The following is a 17,738-nucleotide window of genomic DNA, read 5'->3' on the forward strand; positions in this document are numbered from 1 at the left end:
TCCGCTCCCTTGTTAGCGGCCACGAGTTTCACCATGACCGCTCTTCTGCTGCCTTCGCTGTCCAAGGGGGCACAGACCTTCGCTCGTTGGCCCGACGCCGCTCTCACACTCTTCGTGGCCGCCGGACTCGCCATGATTGCGACCATTCAGGGAGCCATGTGGGCTCGCCGGTACGATGTCACTCCGAGTGAGCTGACCGAATGGTGGCCTGACCAGGTACGCAACGGGAAGCCTAATCGTTTTCTGAGGGAAGTGCAGCGGAGTCATCTGGAGCGGAGCAAGGTCTGGGCTGGCAGGACACGTCACACGTACCATGCCGGGATAGTGCTTATGCTGACAGGGATGGTGGTCACGGTGGTGCCACCAGGACCGATCCAGATCTCCCGCTGGTTTCTCATCGTCACCGCGCTCGTCGGGCTGGCCTGGGAATTGGGGTGGGTCCTCGCCAGCGAGTTCATGGACGTGCTCCGCCGACGCTCTGCTCTTTCACACGCGGCGCTTGGGCTTCTTTCTGGTGTGGCGGTCGTCGCCGGCACGCAGGGGGGGAGATGGTTCGCCCTTGGCGTCTTCTCTGGTGTGGCGGCGGGTCACGTCTGCTGGACATTTCGCGCGACTGATCGCTGGGCGGAACCCGTGATGATCCGAGGAGTCCGCGTGGTTCATGTGGTCGTCGTGGTCGTCGGAGCCGGCGTAAGCGCGCTGTTCTTCCTAGTCGCGGCGCCCACCCTGTGGCTACGCGCGGTCGCGGCCTCCTTTGGTGTGGTGAGCCTCCTCGTGGAGACAGGGTCGATCATCATTCTTCTGAAGGGGGAGCGGCGTGCTCAATCCTGAGGCGCACGGCTCATCACTCGCCGGATGAATGGATCCTCCTGGTCCGAGGCGGACCATGGTGTCGGGGAGAACAAGGGCCGTCGGGTATCTCTGAGCAGAGTTCTGCGGAACGACGGTCGCGAGCGCAGTCTTAGCACGTTCAGAAGAAGGCGTCCGTCAGGACAAGGAGCTGAGAGGAGTTCGAGCATTAGGTGCTCGGGCAACGTGATGGTGCTGCCCATCCGCTGCGCTGTCCCTTGTGCGTCCCGCACGAGCCGCCGGAGGGCGTGGCTGGGAATCCGGTCCTCCGTGCTTCCTTCGGATCCCCGTTCCCTACGCAGAATCTTCAGCATCGCGGCGCCGCCGATGGTGAACAGACCCTCTTTGAGGAGATGCGTCTCAAAACCATCGTAGGAGGATTCGAGATACGTGAAAGCGAAGTGCCCGGTCGTCACCACGTTCTGGCGAAGTTCTTTGGCCATACGAGCGGCGCCCTTCAGTTCGCCTATCAACAAGTCCGACGGCGGAGGCGGAGGGGTCTCCGAGGCCGCCAGTTCCAGTTCCCGGTTCGTGCCATCGCCGCTGACCCACCGCCCCAGCAGGGAATGCCCCGCCCAGTAAACGGGACTGTACTCCACACCATAGGTTCTCCATCCCACCAGGCACGCGCGTTGCCACTGCGACAGCGCGGTTCGAAGGTCGGCCCCGCTCTCGAGATGTTCCAGAAGTTCTGCCTCCACGGACACTTCGTCGAAGATGGGGTGAAGGGTGACCAGGGCTTCGTCAGCTCCAGCCCAGAGGAGGGCGGGGCCGAGGGTGAGCCATTCGCCGCCGGAGGCACCAGAGACGTCTGCGGACTCACAGCCGAGCGCGATGACCGTCCTGGGGAGGGGAAAGACACGGTGTGACCGGTCCTCCGCGAGCAGTTCCGCCGCGGTGAGGTAGCCCTGTTCTTGGTCGTCGTCGATGAGGCGAAGGGCGCTGCTGGAAGGCCGTCCTTGGACGGCCCGGACCGCGTGGCAGGCGAAAACCACCGTGGAGTCGCGACCGAGCCCGCGGAGCGCCTGGGCTAGGTTTGTGCGCGTGGCCGGGGTCCCGGAAGCTCCGGTGTCAAGCAGCCGGGCCGACTGGGGGATGAAGTATCTGAGATCGTGCGACGCCTGTTGTTCTGAGGCGGGGATCAGCACTGCCAGACGGATCGGGCCTGACGGGGTGAGCGGACGGTCCGAGAGAGCCTGGATGAGTGCGGCGCTGGGTGCGAGGGTGATGTCGGCGACTTCGACCAGCCTGATGTCCCGGCCGGGTTCCTCGAACACGCACAGGGTCGCCCAGGGAAGTTGCGCCAAAGCCTCTGCCGGCGCGATAGCGAGGGGCAGCCGTTCCCGCTCTGAGCGGCTGCGCAATGCTCGGCGCAGGGCCTGGGGTACCAGGCACCTGCCCAACGCGTGCATAAGTGCGCTTTCGGTGGCCCAGTCACCCAAGGCCCCATTCCGTACTCTGGCTGCCCTTTCGGCTCCGGTCTCGGCTCCCTGCTGGATCGGAAGCGCCGCGGTGAGGCTTAGGAGGAGGTCGGCGAACTCCGATCCCGGCGCGCAATCGATCCAGCCGCAAGTTACGTCGCCCTGGGGCGGAACGACACACCAGTAAATGCCTTCTCCGTCGATGCTTGACCACTGCCCCCACCACCACGCGCCCGGTCCCGCCGCGAGGGCGGCCGTGCGTTCGATGTCGAGGGCCGCCGGACGCTCACCGGCATGGGGCCCGAGGAGACGTGCCTCGCCCCGCACCCTGATAACCGGCGGCGGTTGCAGCGGAAGGTCGCCCTGCAGCAGGGAGTCCACCGAGTCCTGAGGCACTCCCTGAAGCCGGGCGGCTTCCATCACCTGAGCAGCCGCCCGCGAATCGCCCACTGCTACGGCGCATGCCAGCGCGCCTTCGACGGCTTCGTTGTAGCGCCGGGCCCAGGAGATCCTGGCGGTCTGGGAACGGAGACGATATCGCTGCTCGTCAAGTGCCCCGACCGCGGCCATCCGATGGACGAGTGCCTCCGCCGCCTTGCCTTCCCGCTCCAACCGACGGGCGGTCAGCCCGAGGCATTCTGCCTGCTCGAAGGTCTGGTCGAGGACCTCGAACATCGCAGTGATGCCCGTATCGGGTCCCAGCCAGTCCAGGAGTTCTTGGGTGTCCTCGTCGGTGTCGATAGTGACCCGAGCCCTGTCCAGGCTGATGAGGGCGTACTCCCGGATCCCCGCTCGGGCACGCGCGGGGATATCCGTGTCGAACATCTCCCTACGCCAGAGCAGGACAAAGTTGAGTGCGATCCGCTCGGCGTCCGACCGCAGAACTCTCGCGGTGTCCAGGGAGCCGCTCTGCTGATGTGCGCTGGCACGTCCCCGCACACACCGTGCGAGATCGACGAATCGGGAGTGCAACACATACTGCTCGGACGCCGCAAGGAAACACTTCTCCGCATCCGCGGCCCGTCCCACCGCCAGCAACGCCTCGCCCAAAGCCGCCTGCGCGTCCGCCCGAATCAGACCGTCCTCGCGCTTAAACGACAATTGAGCCGCATAATGGAGCGCAGCCAGGGCCCCGTCGGCGTTCCCCGATCGCAGGAGCGCCTGTCCTTCGAGCATGGCAAACTTCACCTGGTCGTCGAGCGGCCGACCCCAGACGTTGTCGCCCGGATCACTTCGGACGAGCCGAAGCCAATGCAACGACTCCTGGAAATCGCCTGCCCGCAGAGCTGCGTCCGCCGTACTTATCCGGAGATCGTGGCGCGCCCCGGCAGGCGCCTGTGAGGCCAGCTCTCTGAGCAGGCTCAGTGCGTCCTGCGGATAGTCCAGGCGTATGAGCCGACGGGCGCGAAGCAGATTCAGGGCCCTGTCCGGCCGCAGGAGCCACAGATGGAAGCGGACCCGGAAAGGACGGCGGCGTCCGTAGGAGACCGAGAAAACTCGTCGTCCCACATAGGCGACCACCGCTGCGACAGCAAAAGCAGGAAGCGCAATCCATCCGGCGTCGAAGACGAGCGCTAATACCCCTACCGCGATGGTCACCACGGCCAGCCGCTGGCCGAAGAACCCGACGAGAAGGAAGAAAAACAGAAGCGATCTGAGCAGCGGAGTGTGCGCGACCATCAGCATGGTCGCTTCAGCTGTCCACATCAGGATCCGGCGCTCGCGAAGTCGGATCTTTTCCAGCACCCGCGCGGCATAGTCGTACTGAGACGGTAGCTGATTCTCCGCAGCTGAATTACTTGTCCGGGTTCCGGCGGCAGCTCGTACGTCCTCCCGACTAGAGGGACTCTCGCGTGGAGAGTAAAACTCCGACACGATCTCGTTGTGGCCCTCCAATCGTCCACCAAGAAATGCGTCAGAGAGGATCTCTACCGGAGACTCGTCGCAGCCCCTAACTGCCTCCCCCGCGAAACTTCCGGGAACGATCACGCTGGCGAGCACCACTAAGGCGGAGGGGCAGGAGGGGAAGCCGTACCGACCGGCCAGGTGGATCGCTAGCCGTATCGCCTCCTCGAGTTGCCGGGAAACCTGTATGCCGCTCACGTCGACCGCAGACGGGTACCCTTCAGCCGCAGTCGGGCTTCGCCGGTTCAGGGCCTCATTGGTCAACTCCAGCCGGATCAGCGCACGCAGCCAGCTCTCGGGATCATCACGCGAGACGGCCATCAGTACGTCCAGAGTGTCGACCGGTCGATGTCCCGCCGAACTCATCGCGATCCGCAGCAACCGATAAGCCGAATCCGCGAGCACGACAGAAGTCATGATCACTCCTCGGCTCGTTGGAAAGATCGGCTGAAAGCCAACCTTCGGTACTCATGGGTCGGTCCACACAGAACTTGCTCAGGTCGAGATGTTAAGCGCAGTCGGTTCTTGCGATGGCCCGAATGAAGGAAAACGCTATGACACAATCGGATAACGCAAAAATCTACATAGATACATGAATATTTCCGTTCCCATAAGATCCAGAAAGAACGGCCGAAATTGCCTGCCGGGCGCCGAGGTGGAGCAGATCCGCAGGGCAAGTTACGGCGAGGGTCCGATGTTGCGAGTGCCGGAGATTCATCCGTGCAGGTCGCAGGGATGATGGGTGATCGCGTGCTCCCGTCCTGGGAATCGCGATGACTGCGCTGATCGGTCGTGTTGCTGCGCATGGCCTACCTGACGATGACGAGCACCTTCTCATTCCTGCGACTGCTGCCCCCGACTGATCTTGACAAAGAGGTCAAGATTTTGGTGCTGCGGCATCAACTGGAGATCTTGCAGAGGCAGGTGGCCAGACCGGCGTTCACGCCGGAGGACCGGTTCCTCCTCGCCCGCCTGCTGTACCGTCTGCCGCTGGCCAAGCTCCGACACCTCTGGTGGTCCGGACACCATCTTGCACTGGCACCGCAATCTGCTTCGGCGCCCTAACCTTGGGGCCCGTGCACCTCGTGGGCGTGGACGCCCGCGAACCGTCCGTTCCATTCGGGTGTTGGTGCTGCGGTTGTCGTTGCTTGTCTTGGGACGGCTGTGCGACTTGGCCACGCCCAGGTCGATGAGCAGCTCGGTGACGGTCTTGGACTTCATCGACGAGCCGCGATCGGCGTGCAGGGTCAGCGTGCCGGTGTCGATGGCCTGCTTGTCCGCGGTGGCCTTGATGAGCCGCTTGACTGGCTCGGCGGACTCGCAGGAGGCGACCTTCCAGCCGGCGACGCAGCGGCTGTAGATGTCGATGATCGTGTACAGGTGGTACCAGACGCCTTTGCCCGGGCCGCGCAGCTTGGTGATGTCCCAGGCCCACACCCGGTTGGGGGCATCGGCGAGCAGTTCGGGAATCGTCTTGGGCGGATGGGTGGCATGACGGCGGCGATCACGGCCGATCTCGCCGTGCTCGCGCAAGATCCGGTACATCGTGGAGGTCGACGCCAGGTAGGTGCCCTCGTCCAGCAATGTGAAGTACGCCGTGGCCGGTGCCGCGTCAGCGAACCGCTCGTTGAGCACGGTGCGGACGCGGTCGCGCTCGCCCCGCGACAGCGCCGCGGGGTGCGGCTTGCGCGGGGTGAGCGGGCGTGCCGGAGCGGGGCTCCTGCGGTTCGTGCGGTACCAGTTGGCCTGTGGCACCCCGGCGGCTGCACATGCCTTGCGACGTCCGAGCAGCGGGGTCAGCTTCGAAGGAACGCATCCACGACCGATCTAACGATCAACCCCCAAACGAGTCGCGGTCAAGGCCGGATGCACCGCCGCGCCGACGCCTGACAGCCCCACCGTGAGTGCCTCATAGCTTTGTCCGCTGGGTTCGCCTCAGGAAGTCCTCTCCTCCCGCACCGCTGCCGACCGTCACCCTGTCGACCGTCGACGCCTCCCCGGCCTCATCTGCCAGCAGCCATAGCAGAAGCCTTCGCCCCACCTGCCGCAGGCAGGAACCAAATCGCCGGAGCCGACTTTCGATGACTTGCATGAGCCGTTTCCCCTGGCGTATATACCAAGCGAGCATCGGTAGGGCGAGTACGGCATGAAGTCCGTACTGATGGATTAGTTCATCTGCAAACGTCACTCTCCACTCCTTCGTGGTTCGGCTCGAATCTCCCGATTGGATTCGATCATGCGCAGGCAGGTAGGGAGCATGGGGTGGGGTCTGCGCGGAAAGGCCACCCTGGCATTACAGCGATCCCCGACGGGACGTAGAACGAGGTGCTGGAGTCTGGAATCTGGATCATTGAGGGTGCTTGGATCGGTTCATCATCCAGCATGATCCACTTGGCTCCATTGGAGCCTTTGGCAAGTTCGACACGGATTGCTCTGACTACCCCTGACGGAGCAACCTGCAGGCCGTACAGATGGTGCGCGGCGATTAGTTCAGGACATGCATCACGGTAGGTCGCATTCCATGGAATAGGACCTCCGCCGGGCCAACTCCCACCCTGCCTGAGAGGCCCAGGCCAACCTGCCCGCATGTATGAGTAGCGAGCCACCGCAAGTTCGAGGCCTACACCGCGGTTTGGGCTAGTAGCAGCCTCAACGAAAGTACGGTGATAAGTCAGATCATCGGTCGCTAGGGTCACCCTTGCCCGACGTCCGCGCTTATCTCTTACTGTGCAATGAAGTAGCCCCCACCCAAGTGGCGTGGGGATCAGGCTGGACGCACCGCAGAACTGATCGTAAGTCGTACCCGCATCACGCGCGGTGGAAGGCGAAACCTCAGAGTACTCCTTCAGATCCGTCTCCTTCAGGGCTGAATTCATGTACAGGCCCCGCTTCTCCCATACCGGATTCCGCGGAGAGCTGTAGCCGGCCTTGGATCGCTTTCTCGTCATACCGAGAATGCTGCCGCCATGGAGAAGGCTGCGCTACCGGTCACATTCCAGCGCTCTTCAATCTCCTTGAGATGGCTACGAGCTGGGCGGATGCTCGCCCACAAGCCCTCCAACTCGTGCGCCAACCAAACGCACGCCCCATACTGTTGCCAACTCGTTACCATCCACCACGTGGCAAGCGCGATCGCGTCATCTGCGAAGCGGGCCAGCGGTTCAGGCAGCCAGTCGAAGCCTTAGGTGCTTAAGTGGTGGCTTCTGCCAGCCTCTCGGGCGCGCGGGCGGTGCGTGCCCGGACCGGCCGGAGAGCCGCAGCCGGGCACGCAGACCGGCCGACGCGCCCGGCGGGCCGCGCAGCGGGCCGCCTTTAAACCAGTAAAGAAAATCTGAGCCCACTACACGCGCAGAGCGACGTGGCCGTCTGACTGACCGGTGTCGCTGGTGATGGCTGAGGCCTCGAAGCGATCGCCGGGTGCTTCGATCTCGGTGAATTCGAGTGGCCGGCCGTCGTAGCTGAGGGTGACGCGTCTAATGATCAGGAGGGGTGTTCCTACCGGCTCCATGGACAGGTCAGCGTACGTGTCGCCGTAGGGCATGCGGGTGTAGACCGAGGTGGCCCAGCGGAGGGGACCGTGGGTGGCCTCCAGGTGGGCGTAGTAGTTGTCCGGCTCGACGTGCAGGTCTATGTCTCGGTCGGCGCCTTCGCCTTTCACTGTGCCGATGTGGTCTGCGATGACGTAAGAGTCCAGGTGTATGCGGTGGCGAGTCTTGGCGTGCTGCCAGTAGGCGTAGCGGTAGACCACAACCCGGCCGCGGCGAATGCCCAAGACTTCGGCGTCTTCGCCTTCGGCGGTCATGGGAGCTGGTTGGTTGTGGGGCAGCTTGTTGCCGCGTTCGATGTCACTGGGCACGGTGACGTGTTCCCACCCTTGTGCGCCGGGGTCGTAGGCAGGGCTGAGTAGGTCTTCTGCTGGTGAGCTACCGAAGGTGATCAATCGACGGTCAGGTCGGGCTCGGACGAAGGTTCCTCGTCCATGGGCGACGGTGAGCAGGCCTTCGCTGACGAGTTGCGCGATGGCTTTGCGGATGGTGGGTCGTGAGGTGGCGTACTCGTCCGCCATGAAAGCTTCGCCGGGGAGTGCCTGTCCGGGCTGGTAGTGGCCTTGCAAGATGTCGGTTCGCAGGAAGCCGGTGATCTCCCGCCATCGGGCGGTGCCCTTCTCCTCGATCATTCGCTCTCCCGTCATTCATTCACTCTTTACAAGACGTAGCACGTGTTGGCTACCATGTCGATGTAGGCCCAGACGTAGCACGTCTCCGGGCATGTCGGAACCGAGGCGAAGGAGGTCCCCATGGATGAGAAGGAGGAAGACCGACCCACCGCCAGCCAGCACCCGGAATGGCTGGTCGATCTCACAGACGTGATCAACGCGTCCGGCTACGAGCGATGGCGCGCGATGGTCGCCGCAACCGGCGGGTGCGCCAACCCGGTACATCTGGCCGGCGAGTCGCACATCGTCGCTACGGCTACCGGTGAGGTCCTGCACTCCTACCGGACCGCTGACGAACCCTCAGGGCATCTGCTGGTTCCCTGCGGCAACCGGCGCGCCTCGGTCTGTGCGGCCTGCTCGGAGCTCTATCGGGCCGACACCTTCCAGCTGATCCGCGCGGGCCTGTCCGGCGGTAAGGGCATCCCTGAGCAGGTCAGCATGCATCCTCGGGTGTTCCTGACCTTGACCGCCCCCTCCTTCGGGCCGGTCCACAGCCGGCGCGAGCACAACGGAACGGTGCGGCCCTGCCGGCCGCGTGCTCGCTGCAGGGTGTGTGAGCACGGGCAGCCAGTCGGCTGCCACATACGGCATGAGCCCCAGGATGCCGAGCTCGGGCAACCGATCTGCATGGGGTGTTACGACTATGTGGGCGCGGTGCTGTGGCAGGCGCACGCGGGCGTGTTGTGGCACCGGTTCACTCTCGAAGTGCGGCGCGAGCTTGCCAAGCAGGCGGGGATGAGCCGCCGCGCGTTCGGCAAGCTGGTCCGGGTCTCCTTCGCCAAGGTCGCCGAGTATCAACGGCGCGGCCTCGTCCACTTTCATGCCGTCGTCCGGCTGGATGGTCCCGAGGGCGGCACCGACCTTCCCCCGGACTGGGCCGATCACGGACTGTTGGTGGGGGCCATCCCGGCGGCGGTCCGGCGCGTGGAGGTCACCTCTGCCAAGAGCGAGCTTGGCCGGCGGCGGCTGGTCTGGGGCGATCAGCTCGACATCCGGCCCATCCTGCTCAGCGCCTCGCTGGACGGGGTCAGCGAGCAAGCGGTGGCCGGTTACATCGCCAAGTACGCCACCAAGGGTGCTGAGGCGTCGGGCACCGTCGATAACCGTCTGTCCTGCTCGGCCTGCCGAGGGAAGGGACGGCTCGGTCCGGCTGCCTCGTGCGCGGGCTGTCAGGGCACAGGACTCAAGCCGGGCTTTTTGCTAGATCTGCTTCCGGTGACCGAGCATGCCCGGTGCATGATCCGCACGTGCTGGGAGCTGGGCGCACGGTCGGAGCTCGCGCATCTGAGGTTGCGTCCTTGGGCGCACATGCTGGGGTTTCGCGGTCACTTCGCCACCAAGTCGCGCCGTTACTCCACCACCATGGGCGCTCTCCGGCAGGCACGCGACGATCACCGTGCCGCCGAGGCGCGCGACCGCAACGGGCTTCCCGTACTCGGGGACGGCTCAACGCTCGTGCTCGGCCACTGGCGATTCGCCGGAAGCGGCCACTCCCCCGGTGAAGCCATCTTGGCCGAGGAGATCCGGCACAGCATCCAGCACCCGCACGATCCCGGCCCAGCGGGCGGCCGAATGATGCGAGCCGACCGAAGCGACGGCAAGCGGCTCTATCGCGTCAGCGACGCCATGCACCTGCTCAGCATGAGCCGCACCGTGATCTACGAGCAGATCAGGACCGGACGGCTCCGCTCCGTTACTCAAGGCCGTACCCGGCTGATCCCGGCCTCGGCTATCTCGGACTACATCGCACTCCTCGAACAGGAAGCGAGGGCAGCCTCATGACCGCACGACGCAGCCGCGGAGATGGCGGCCTGCACTGGGACGAAGCACGTCAACGCTGGATCGCGACCGCAAGCCTCGGCTTCGACGCACGCGGCAAGCGGATCACGAAGAAGGCCAGCGGCAAGACCAAGACCGAGGCCAAGGAGAAGCTGAAGGAGATGCTTCGCGATTACGAGGACGGGCTCGCGGCGGTCCCGGCCAGCTACACGGTGGCAGAGGCAGTGAAGTACTGGCTCACCTATGGCCTTAGCGGTCGCGCCGACACAACGATCACGATGTACACGACGTATGCGGAAACCCACATCGTGCCGGAGTTGGGTGCGCGGAAGCTGCGTGAACTGACGGCCGAAGACGTGGACAAGTGGCTCGCTGCGAAGTCGTCAACGCTGAGCACCCGCTCGCTCAAGATTCTCCATGGGATCATGAACCGTGCCGTGAGCAATGCTCAGAAGCGCGACAAGGTGCGCCGTAACGTGGTCGCGCTCTGTGAGATCCCGGAAGGGCGGGCCGGTCGACCGTCCAAGGCACTCTCTCTCGACCAAGCGGAAGCCGTGCTGACGGCGGCTGCGGGAACATCGATTCACGCCTACCTCGTGCTGTCCCTGCTCATCGGCGCTCGTACCGAAGAGCTACGGGCGCTCACCTGGTCGCATGTGGACCTGGAGGGCAAGCCCGACGTCACTCCTGCCATACCGCCGCACATCATGGTCTGGCGCTCGGTGCGCCTCAACGGGGACACCAAGACCAGGAAGTCCCGTCGCACACTGGCGATGCCCGCTCGCTGCGTGGACGCGCTCCGCGCGCATAAAGAGCGTCAGGAGATCGCTCGACAGGCGGCCGACGGCAAATGGCGGGAGAACGATCTCGTGTTCGCCTCGCAGGTCGGCACGGAACTGGACGCGCACAACGTACGACGTGTCTTCCGGAAGGTGGTCGAGAAAGCGGGGCTCAACCCGAAGGAGTGGACGCCGCGCGAGACACGGCACAGTTTCGTGTCTCTGCTCTCCGACTCGGGGATCCCGTTGGAGAACATCTCGCGCCTGGTCGGCCACAGCAACACTGTGGTGACCGAGACGGTCTATCGGAAGCAGCTCCGCCCGGTGATGCAGGAAGGGGCGACGGCCATGGACCTGATCTTTCCCCGTCGGGCCTCTGAGGGTTAGTCACTCATTTAGTCACTCACACCCCGTTCCGAAGATCAGGGACGGGGTGTTTTGGCTGGTGGGCGCTACTGGGTTCGAACCAGTGACCCCTCGCTTGTAAGGCGAGTGCTCTACCGCTGAGCTAAGCGCCCCGGACGCTCTCCGCAGAGCGCGGGTGGGGTACACCCTACGGTACAGAGGGCGACCTCAGCACATCGATCGCCCAGGTGGACCCCGCGTCGGGGATGCCGGCCGCCTGCCAGCCGAGCAGTGCGGCGCCGAGCATGCCCGCGTTCACGCCGAGGGCCGCGTGCCGCAGTGGAGGGGCCGCGCGGAAGGTGAGCCGGCTTTGCAGACGTTCGGCAAGGGGCTCGAAGAGCGCCTCGCCGGCCTCTGCCAGGCCGCCGCCGATGACGATGGAGGATGGGTCGAGGAGGAGGGTGTAGGAGGCCAGGGCCAGCGAGAGGGCCTCCAGCGCCTCGTCCCAGACGGCGGAGGCGTGCGGGTCGCCCCGCATGGCCAGGGCCACGACGTCCTCGGCGGAGACGTGGGTGATTGTGGAAGAGGCGCCGGGGAGGCCGGTCGGGCTCGTCCCGGACGTCCGACCGGCGGGGGCTGCCGCCGGGGCGGCGGACGCCCCCATGGAGTTGGCAGGGGTTCCCATGGAGGTGGCGGGCGCCCCCGTGGAGGCCGCGGAGGCTGCTCCTCCGTAAGTGGCGGGGGCTCCCATGGGGGCTCTCGCGGGGGCCGCGGGGGCTCCCACGGAGGCGGCGCGGCTGAGTCTTTCCGTGTAACGGCGGGCGACCGAGGCGGCGGAGGCGTAGGTCTCCAGGCAGCCGATCTGGCCGCAGGCGCAGCGTTCGCCGCCGGGGAAGACCGGGATGTGGCCGATCTCGCCGCCCCATCCTGACGATCCGCCGTACGGCTCGCCGTAGATGATCATTGCTCCGGCGATCCCGGTGCCGATCGGGAGGAACAGGAAGTCGGGCTCGGCTCGGCCGGCGCCCAGGATCCGCTCGGCCAGGCCTCCGGTTCGCACGTCGTGACCGAGCCGGACGGGCACGTCCAACGAGGTGAAGTCGGCGGCGGGGACGTCCCTCCAGCCGATGTTCGCGGAGTAGACGGCGGTGTCGGAGGTGACCAGTCCCGGCACGGCGAGCCCGACGCCGGACGGCACGCCGTCGCCCGAGGGCATGCCGCTACGGGGGTCCTGCGAACCGAAGGCGGACGGCATACCGCTGCCGCTACGGGAGGCCTGTGAGCCGAAGGCGGATGGCGTGCCCTTGCCGGAGAGGAGGTTGCGGCCGGCTTCGGCGAGGTCGTCGATGAAGGCGCGGATCGTCTCGATGACGCGCAGGGGGCCTTCGTCGCGCGGGGTCGGACGGCGGTCGGTGAGGAGGACCTCGCCGTTGGAGCCGACCAGGCCGCCTTTCATAGAGGTGCCGCCGACGTCGAGGGCGACGACGTAGGTCTTCGTGCTCATGCCGTCGCTCCGGTGGACGAACTCGCGTGGTTGGACTCGTGCACCGGGTTCTTCCCCTCTTCCACGTTCTTCAAGGCCCGGCGGGTTGCGCATTCCCGCGCAGTTTTGCCCATATGTATGCATGAGTCAAAACCGGAGGACGGCGAGGGTGGTGGCCGACCCACGGGAGGTGCGGGCACCTGCCGAGGGCGGCCGGCCGGTCAGGAGGTGGGGTGTCGGCCGAGGACGCGGCTGAGGGCGGCTTCGACCTCTTCCGACAGGCCCGGGGCGCCTGCCCGCACCAGTGACGGCCCGTCCTCGGCCTCGCCGGAGTTGGCGAGCCGTACCGCGCCGCACGTGCGGCACTCGACCTCGCCGAGCCTGCAGATCAGCATGGTGGAGCCGCAGGATCGGCAGTGGTCGAGGTCGTGCTCGCGCTGGCAGGCCGGGCAGATGAGCACCTGGGTCTCGCGGCGCACGCCGCGCCGCCACGGGCTCGCGCCGCGCACCGGGTCCGTCTGCCGGACCCCGCACCGATAGCAGGGCATCGTCGCCACCGCCTTCATCTTCGCCGGGCCCGCGCCCGGCGCACATCACTAGGAGACTTGCTCGAGCACCTTGTGGTACTCGGAGATGTCGCGCGCCGAGGGGATCGGGTTCACTGCCTTCCAGCGAACCACGCCCTCACCGTCGATGACGAAGGTGCCGCGCAGCGCGAGACCCCTCTGCTCATCGAAGACACCGTACGCCCGGGCCACCTCGCCGTGCGGCCAGAAGTCCGACAGCATCGAGAAGGTGAAGCCTTCCTTGTCGGCCCACGCCCGCTGGCTGAACACCGAGTCGACGGACACGGTGAGGACCCGCACGTCTTCGGGGACCGAGGTGACGAACTCGTCGCGGATGGCGCAGAGCTCGCCCTGGCAGATGCCGCTGAAGGCCAGCGGGTAGAACACGAGCACGACCCGGTTGCCGCGCAGCTCGCTCAGCCTCACGGGCGTGCCGTGCTGGTCCTTCAACTCGAAGTCCGGGGCCTTGTCCCCCACCTCGACAGCCATGTCGGTCCTTTCCCCACAGAGAACGCCTGGACGGTGCCCAAAAGATGAACGATGGACAATCGGCGCGCATCAATCCTGCCGTACGGCCTGTGTCAGCCGTACGGCAGGGAAGCGATCGTGGAGCTTCGGCGACGCCCTCGGGTGACGACTAGCGGCGGCCCTTGGGAGCGACGAGTCGCGTGCCCGACCAGTCGCGGGCCGCGCTGACGCTGCTGGTCTGAGAGAGGCCGGCCGTGGTGGCGTCCTCCCCGATGTCGCTCGGCTCGACGTGGCCATCCCGTCCCACCTTGGGAGTCAGCAGCCAGATCTGGCCACCGTCGGCCAGCCCGGCCATCGCATCACTCAAGGCGTCGAACAGGTCTCCGTCCCCGTCACGCCACCACAGCAGCACGACGTCGATGACCTCTTCGGAGTCCTCGTCGACCAGTTCGTTGCCGGTCAGCTCCTCGATCGACTGGCGAAGCTCCTCGTCGGAGTCCTCGTCCCAGCCGATCTCCTGCACCACCTGACCCGGCTTCAGACCGAGTCGCTCGGCCAGGCCGCGCTCGCCCTGCGCCTGACCCGCGGTCGCGCTCACGTTTATCCCTCCTGCTTGGATGGCCCCGCCCTATGCGGTTTACCGGCCCCTGCGAGGCCGCTTCGGCACAGTCCACACGCTGTGACCCATCGTCGTCAACGGTCGCCACGACCGGTGACCCGCACCGTTATCTGTTAGTCCGACAAAAACGACAAACGAACACGCCGTTCCGGGTTGTCGACGTTGAGGTCGACGATCGCGACCGACTGCCATGTTCCCAGTGCCAGCCGCCCGTCCAGGACGGGAACGGTCGCGTACGGCGGGATCAGCGCCGGCATCACATGCGACCTGCCGTGACCGCGCGAGCCGTGGGCGTGGCGCCACCGGTCGTCGGCCGGCAGCAGGTCGCTGAGCAGACTGAGGAGATCTTCGTCGCTGCCGGAGCCGAGCTCCAGCAGCGCCACCCCCGCCGTCGCGTGCGGGACGAAGACGTGCAGCAGCCCGTCTCCCCCACACGAGCGCGCGAACTCCTCGCACTGCCGGGTGATGTCGTGCACCCGTTCTCTGTCCCCGGTCCTCACCTCGAACGTCTGAGATCTCACCTGACGGATCTTATGATCCCCGCTGAACTGGGACGACAATCGCATCCGGACCGGGAAACACCAATCCGGTGTGTCCGTCGTCGAAGCGAACGACGTACGGAGGGCAGCCGTCGGGTCCCCGGACTTCGATGATCAAGCCCGGCCGATCTCTGTCACCCACCGTCGTCCCGTGCACGAGCAGCCGATCGCCTATGGTCGCGTACACGCCGATCCCTCCTTCTTCGAGGTCCCTTCCAGGTTCATACGGCTCGTGCCCGGCGAAAAGAGGGAGAGACCCTCCCCCGACGGAGGGAGGGGAAATAAACACCGAAACGTTACTCTGCCAAGATGTGGCGCTTCGGGCTCCGCGCACGGACGGCGGCGTCCTACGTTCTGGTCACCGCGGCGGCCGTGCTCATCGTGGAAGCGGTACTCCTGGGCTTCGTGATCTCCTCGGCGAGCGGCTTGGATCTCTTCGCACGCCTGCAGAACCAGGCCGGCAAGGACGCGAAGATCATGAGTGCGACGGCCACGAAGCTGTCCATGATCTCGCCGAGCCTCGATCAGCGCACTCTGCTCTCCGTGGCGATGAAGTCCTCCTCCAGCGAGACGGGCTTCGGGGGTTCCGCGGGGACCGGAGCGCAGGAGGTGCCGGTCACGCTCGTGCGGGGAAAGACCATGGACGTTCCGGTCGAGGTGCTGCTCGACACCGACGGGCAGATCCTCACGAGCACGTCCATCGATTCCTACCCGGCCGGCGCTCGGCTGGTGGACACCCTGCCCTGGGGCGGCCCGGGACGCGGAGGGGAGGGCACGACACCGGGGGGCTTGGCGAGCTGGTGGATCAGCCCGATCCTCGTCCCGGCGGCCGGCGGTCTCCCCGCCACCCAGAAGGTTCCCGACGGGGTCGCCCCTACTGCCGGCGGCCGGGAGTCCGCCGAGCCCGGCGCCACGAAGGGTTCCGGCAAGGGCGACAAGGGGCTGCGGACGGTCGGATACATCTACCTGCAGGCACCCGCCGACTTCCCGGTCATGGCCTCGTTCGCCGACTCCGCCACCCCCCTGCTCGCGCCGGGCGCCCTGGTCCTGGCGCTGGTCGTCCCGGTCGGCCTGGTGTTCGGCATGCTCAGCACGCGACGGCTGACCGGCCGGATCACCCGGCTCGCCGAGGTGACGACGGCCGTGGCGGGGGGCGACTTCGCGCCCAGGGTCACCGTGTCCGGACGCGACGAGGTGAGCCTGCTCGAGGACGGCTTCAACCGGATGACCGGGCAGCTCGGGGCCGCGGTGGAGGCCATACGGCTCTCCGCGCGGGCCGACGCCCGCCATACCGAACGGTCCAGGATCGCCCGCGAGCTGCACGACTCGATCTCGCAGGACCTGTTCTCCCTGAGCCTGCTCGCCGCGGGCATGCGGCGGGCCGCGCCCAAGGAGCTCCGGCGCGAGGCCGAGACCATGGAGCGGACGGCCGCCAGGACGATGCGGGAGATGCAGGCGCTTCTGCTGGAGCTGCGCCCGGTGGCGCTGGAGGACGCGGGGCTGGTCCCGGCGGTCGAGGAGCTGTGCCACGCCTACGAGACCCGTCTCGGCATCACGGTGCGCACGTCCTTGGAGGAGGTGCCGCTGACGCCGCCGGCCGAGCACGCCGTGCTGCGGCTGACCCAGGAAGCCCTCGGCAACGCCATCAAGCACGCGGAACCGCAGAGCATCGACGTGCGGCTGAGCCGTACCGGTCAGGAGGTCGACGTCCGGATCGCCGATGACGGCCGCGGGTTCGACCCGTCCTGCGCCCCGCTGAGCCATGGGATGGGCCTCGGGCTCATGCGGGAGCGGGTGGAGGAGCTCGGCGGCCGGTTCTCGGTGACCAGCGAACCCGGCGCCGGCACGGTGGTGTCCGCGTCGCTCCCCATCGCCCCGTCAGCCCACGCCGCGTCGCTCCCCCTCGCCCCATCAGCCCACGCCGCCCCGTCAGCCCAAGCGGCCCCCTCAGCCCTGGAACCGGCTCCGTCGGCGCGGCGGGCGGCCCCGGCCTTGCCCGCCGGGACTCCCCCCGCCGAGGACCTGCGGCCGGTGGAGGCGTCGTGATCCGCGTGATGATCGTGGACGACCACGAGGTCGTCCGGCAGGGTCTGCGTTTCGTCCTCGACCAGGAGGAGGGCATCGAGGTCGTCGGGGAGTGCGCCGACGGGGCGCGGGCCCTCGCCGCGGTACGGGCGCTGCGGCCGGCCGTCATGCTGCTGGACATGGTGATGCCCGGCATGGACGGCCTGGACGTGCTCCGTGAACTCGGCCCGCACCGGCCCGCCGTGATCGTCCTGACCTCCTTCCAGGAAGACGAGCGGGTCGTCGCGGCCGTACGCCTGGGTGCGCTCTCCTACCTGCCGAAGACCACGGCGGTGGACCGGGTGGTCGAGGCCGTCCGGGCCGCCGCGCACGGTGGCAGCGTCCTGGAGCCGGGGATCGCGGCGCTCCTGCTGCGCCAGGTGCGGCGGGGAGAGCGGCGCACCCCGCTGGACTCGCTGACCCCCCGGGAACGCGAAGTGCTGACCGCGCTCGCGCGGGGCCGGTCGAACGGCGAGATCGCCCGGTCGCTCTCGCTGGGCAAGGAGACGGTGAAGACCCACGTGTCCAGCATCCTCGCCAAGCTCGGCGTCGCCGACCGCACCCAGGCCGCCATCTTCGCTCTGCAGCAGGGTCTCGTCCCGTTGGAGGAGGCACTGGACCCGGACGAACCGGGGGAATGAGCGGGTACCGCCGAACGGGCGGCTCCCCGGCAGAGGAGCCGCCCATCAGGTCGGAGAACTCGTG

Annotated in this window: 14 protein-coding genes and 1 tRNA gene; 5 read left to right on the forward strand and 10 right to left on the reverse strand. The window is 66.7% G+C overall.

The genetic code is table 11. The annotated features are described in order from the left end of the window. Window positions 1–33: 33 nt before the first annotated feature. On the forward strand, window positions 34–831 hold the full coding sequence (locus MYF83_RS03725) for a hypothetical protein (protein WP_248958732.1): 798 nt from the start codon (window positions 34–36) through the stop codon (window positions 829–831). Here MYF83_RS03725 and MYF83_RS03730 read toward each other — a convergent pair. From MYF83_RS03730 to MYF83_RS03740, 3 genes are all read right to left on the reverse strand, one after another. Then, entirely contained in the window at window positions 822–4,592 is a 3,771-nt protein-coding gene (locus MYF83_RS03730) for a CHAT domain-containing protein (protein ID WP_248958733.1), read from the reverse strand. The genes MYF83_RS03725 and MYF83_RS03730 overlap by 10 nt on opposite strands. 417 nt (window positions 4,593–5,009) lie before the next feature. After that, complete coding sequence (locus tag MYF83_RS03735) at window positions 5,010–5,930, reverse strand: DDE-type integrase/transposase/recombinase (RefSeq protein ID WP_248958734.1); 921 nt, start codon at window positions 5,928–5,930, stop codon at window positions 5,010–5,012. 1,585 nt (window positions 5,931–7,515) lie between these two features. Next, window positions 7,516–8,352 (reverse strand): GntR family transcriptional regulator, encoded by an 837-nt coding sequence (locus MYF83_RS03740; protein ID WP_248958735.1) that lies wholly within the window; start codon window positions 8,350–8,352, stop codon window positions 7,516–7,518. Window positions 8,353–8,472: 120 nt separating this feature from the next. Between MYF83_RS03740 and MYF83_RS03745 the strand changes: the two genes are divergently transcribed. Both MYF83_RS03745 and MYF83_RS03750 read left to right on the forward strand, forming a co-directional pair. After that, on the forward strand, window positions 8,473–10,173 hold the full coding sequence (locus MYF83_RS03745) for a helix-turn-helix domain-containing protein (RefSeq protein ID WP_248958736.1): 1,701 nt from the start codon (window positions 8,473–8,475) through the stop codon (window positions 10,171–10,173). Then, the gene (locus tag MYF83_RS03750) at window positions 10,170–11,336 is read left to right on the forward strand and encodes a tyrosine-type recombinase/integrase (RefSeq protein WP_248958737.1); all 1,167 of its coding nucleotides are present in this window, start codon (window positions 10,170–10,172) and stop codon (window positions 11,334–11,336) included. Before MYF83_RS03745 ends, MYF83_RS03750 begins: the two co-directional genes overlap by 4 nt. Before the next feature lie 56 nt (window positions 11,337–11,392). On the opposite strand, the gene MYF83_RS03755 is transcribed toward MYF83_RS03750, so the two are convergent. The 7 genes from MYF83_RS03755 to MYF83_RS43580 all read right to left on the reverse strand — a co-directional run bounded on the left by MYF83_RS03755 (window position 11,393) and on the right by MYF83_RS43580 (window position 15,303). Continuing rightward, window positions 11,393–11,467: transfer RNA gene (locus MYF83_RS03755), tRNA-Val, on the reverse strand. Window positions 11,468–11,502: 35 nt separating this feature from the next. Then, window positions 11,503–12,798, reverse strand: coding sequence for an ROK family protein (locus MYF83_RS42375; protein ID WP_279339067.1), 1,296 nt, complete (start codon window positions 12,796–12,798; stop codon window positions 11,503–11,505). A gap of 200 nt (window positions 12,799–12,998) precedes the next feature. Then, window positions 12,999–13,325: a hypothetical protein gene (locus MYF83_RS03770; protein ID WP_248958926.1), complete on the reverse strand. Its 327-nt coding sequence runs from the start codon at window positions 13,323–13,325 to the stop codon at window positions 12,999–13,001. 48 nt (window positions 13,326–13,373) lie between these two features. Further along, on the reverse strand, window positions 13,374–13,832 hold the full coding sequence (locus MYF83_RS03775; protein ID WP_248958738.1) for a peroxiredoxin: 459 nt from the start codon (window positions 13,830–13,832) through the stop codon (window positions 13,374–13,376). Window positions 13,833–13,980: 148 nt separating this feature from the next. After that, window positions 13,981–14,409 (reverse strand): DUF3052 domain-containing protein, encoded by a 429-nt coding sequence (locus MYF83_RS03780; protein ID WP_248958739.1) that lies wholly within the window; start codon window positions 14,407–14,409, stop codon window positions 13,981–13,983. 134 nt (window positions 14,410–14,543) lie between these two features. After that, window positions 14,544–14,951 (reverse strand): secondary thiamine-phosphate synthase enzyme YjbQ, encoded by a 408-nt coding sequence (locus MYF83_RS03785; protein WP_248958740.1) that lies wholly within the window; start codon window positions 14,949–14,951, stop codon window positions 14,544–14,546. 10 nt (window positions 14,952–14,961) lie between these two features. Continuing rightward, window positions 14,962–15,303 carry a DUF1918 domain-containing protein gene (locus MYF83_RS43580; RefSeq protein ID WP_308201398.1) on the reverse strand — a complete coding sequence of 114 codons (342 nt, stop codon included), beginning with the start codon at window positions 15,301–15,303 and terminating at the stop codon, window positions 14,962–14,964. On the opposite strand from MYF83_RS43580, the gene MYF83_RS03795 reads away from it, so the two are divergent. Next, a complete protein-coding gene (locus MYF83_RS03795; RefSeq protein ID WP_248958742.1) occupies window positions 15,279–17,015 on the forward strand; it encodes a HAMP domain-containing sensor histidine kinase in 1,737 nt (578 codons plus the stop codon). The two genes, MYF83_RS43580 and MYF83_RS03795, sit on opposite strands and share 25 nt — an antisense overlap. Continuing rightward, complete coding sequence (locus tag MYF83_RS03800; RefSeq protein WP_248958743.1) at window positions 17,012–17,674, forward strand: response regulator; 663 nt, start codon at window positions 17,012–17,014, stop codon at window positions 17,672–17,674. Before MYF83_RS03795 ends, MYF83_RS03800 begins: the two co-directional genes overlap by 4 nt. Window positions 17,675–17,738: the final 64 nt, after the last annotated feature.

This window comes from Sphaerisporangium perillae (assembly GCF_023276435.1).
Lineage (GTDB): Bacteria > Actinomycetota > Actinomycetes > Streptosporangiales > Streptosporangiaceae > Sphaerisporangium > Sphaerisporangium perillae.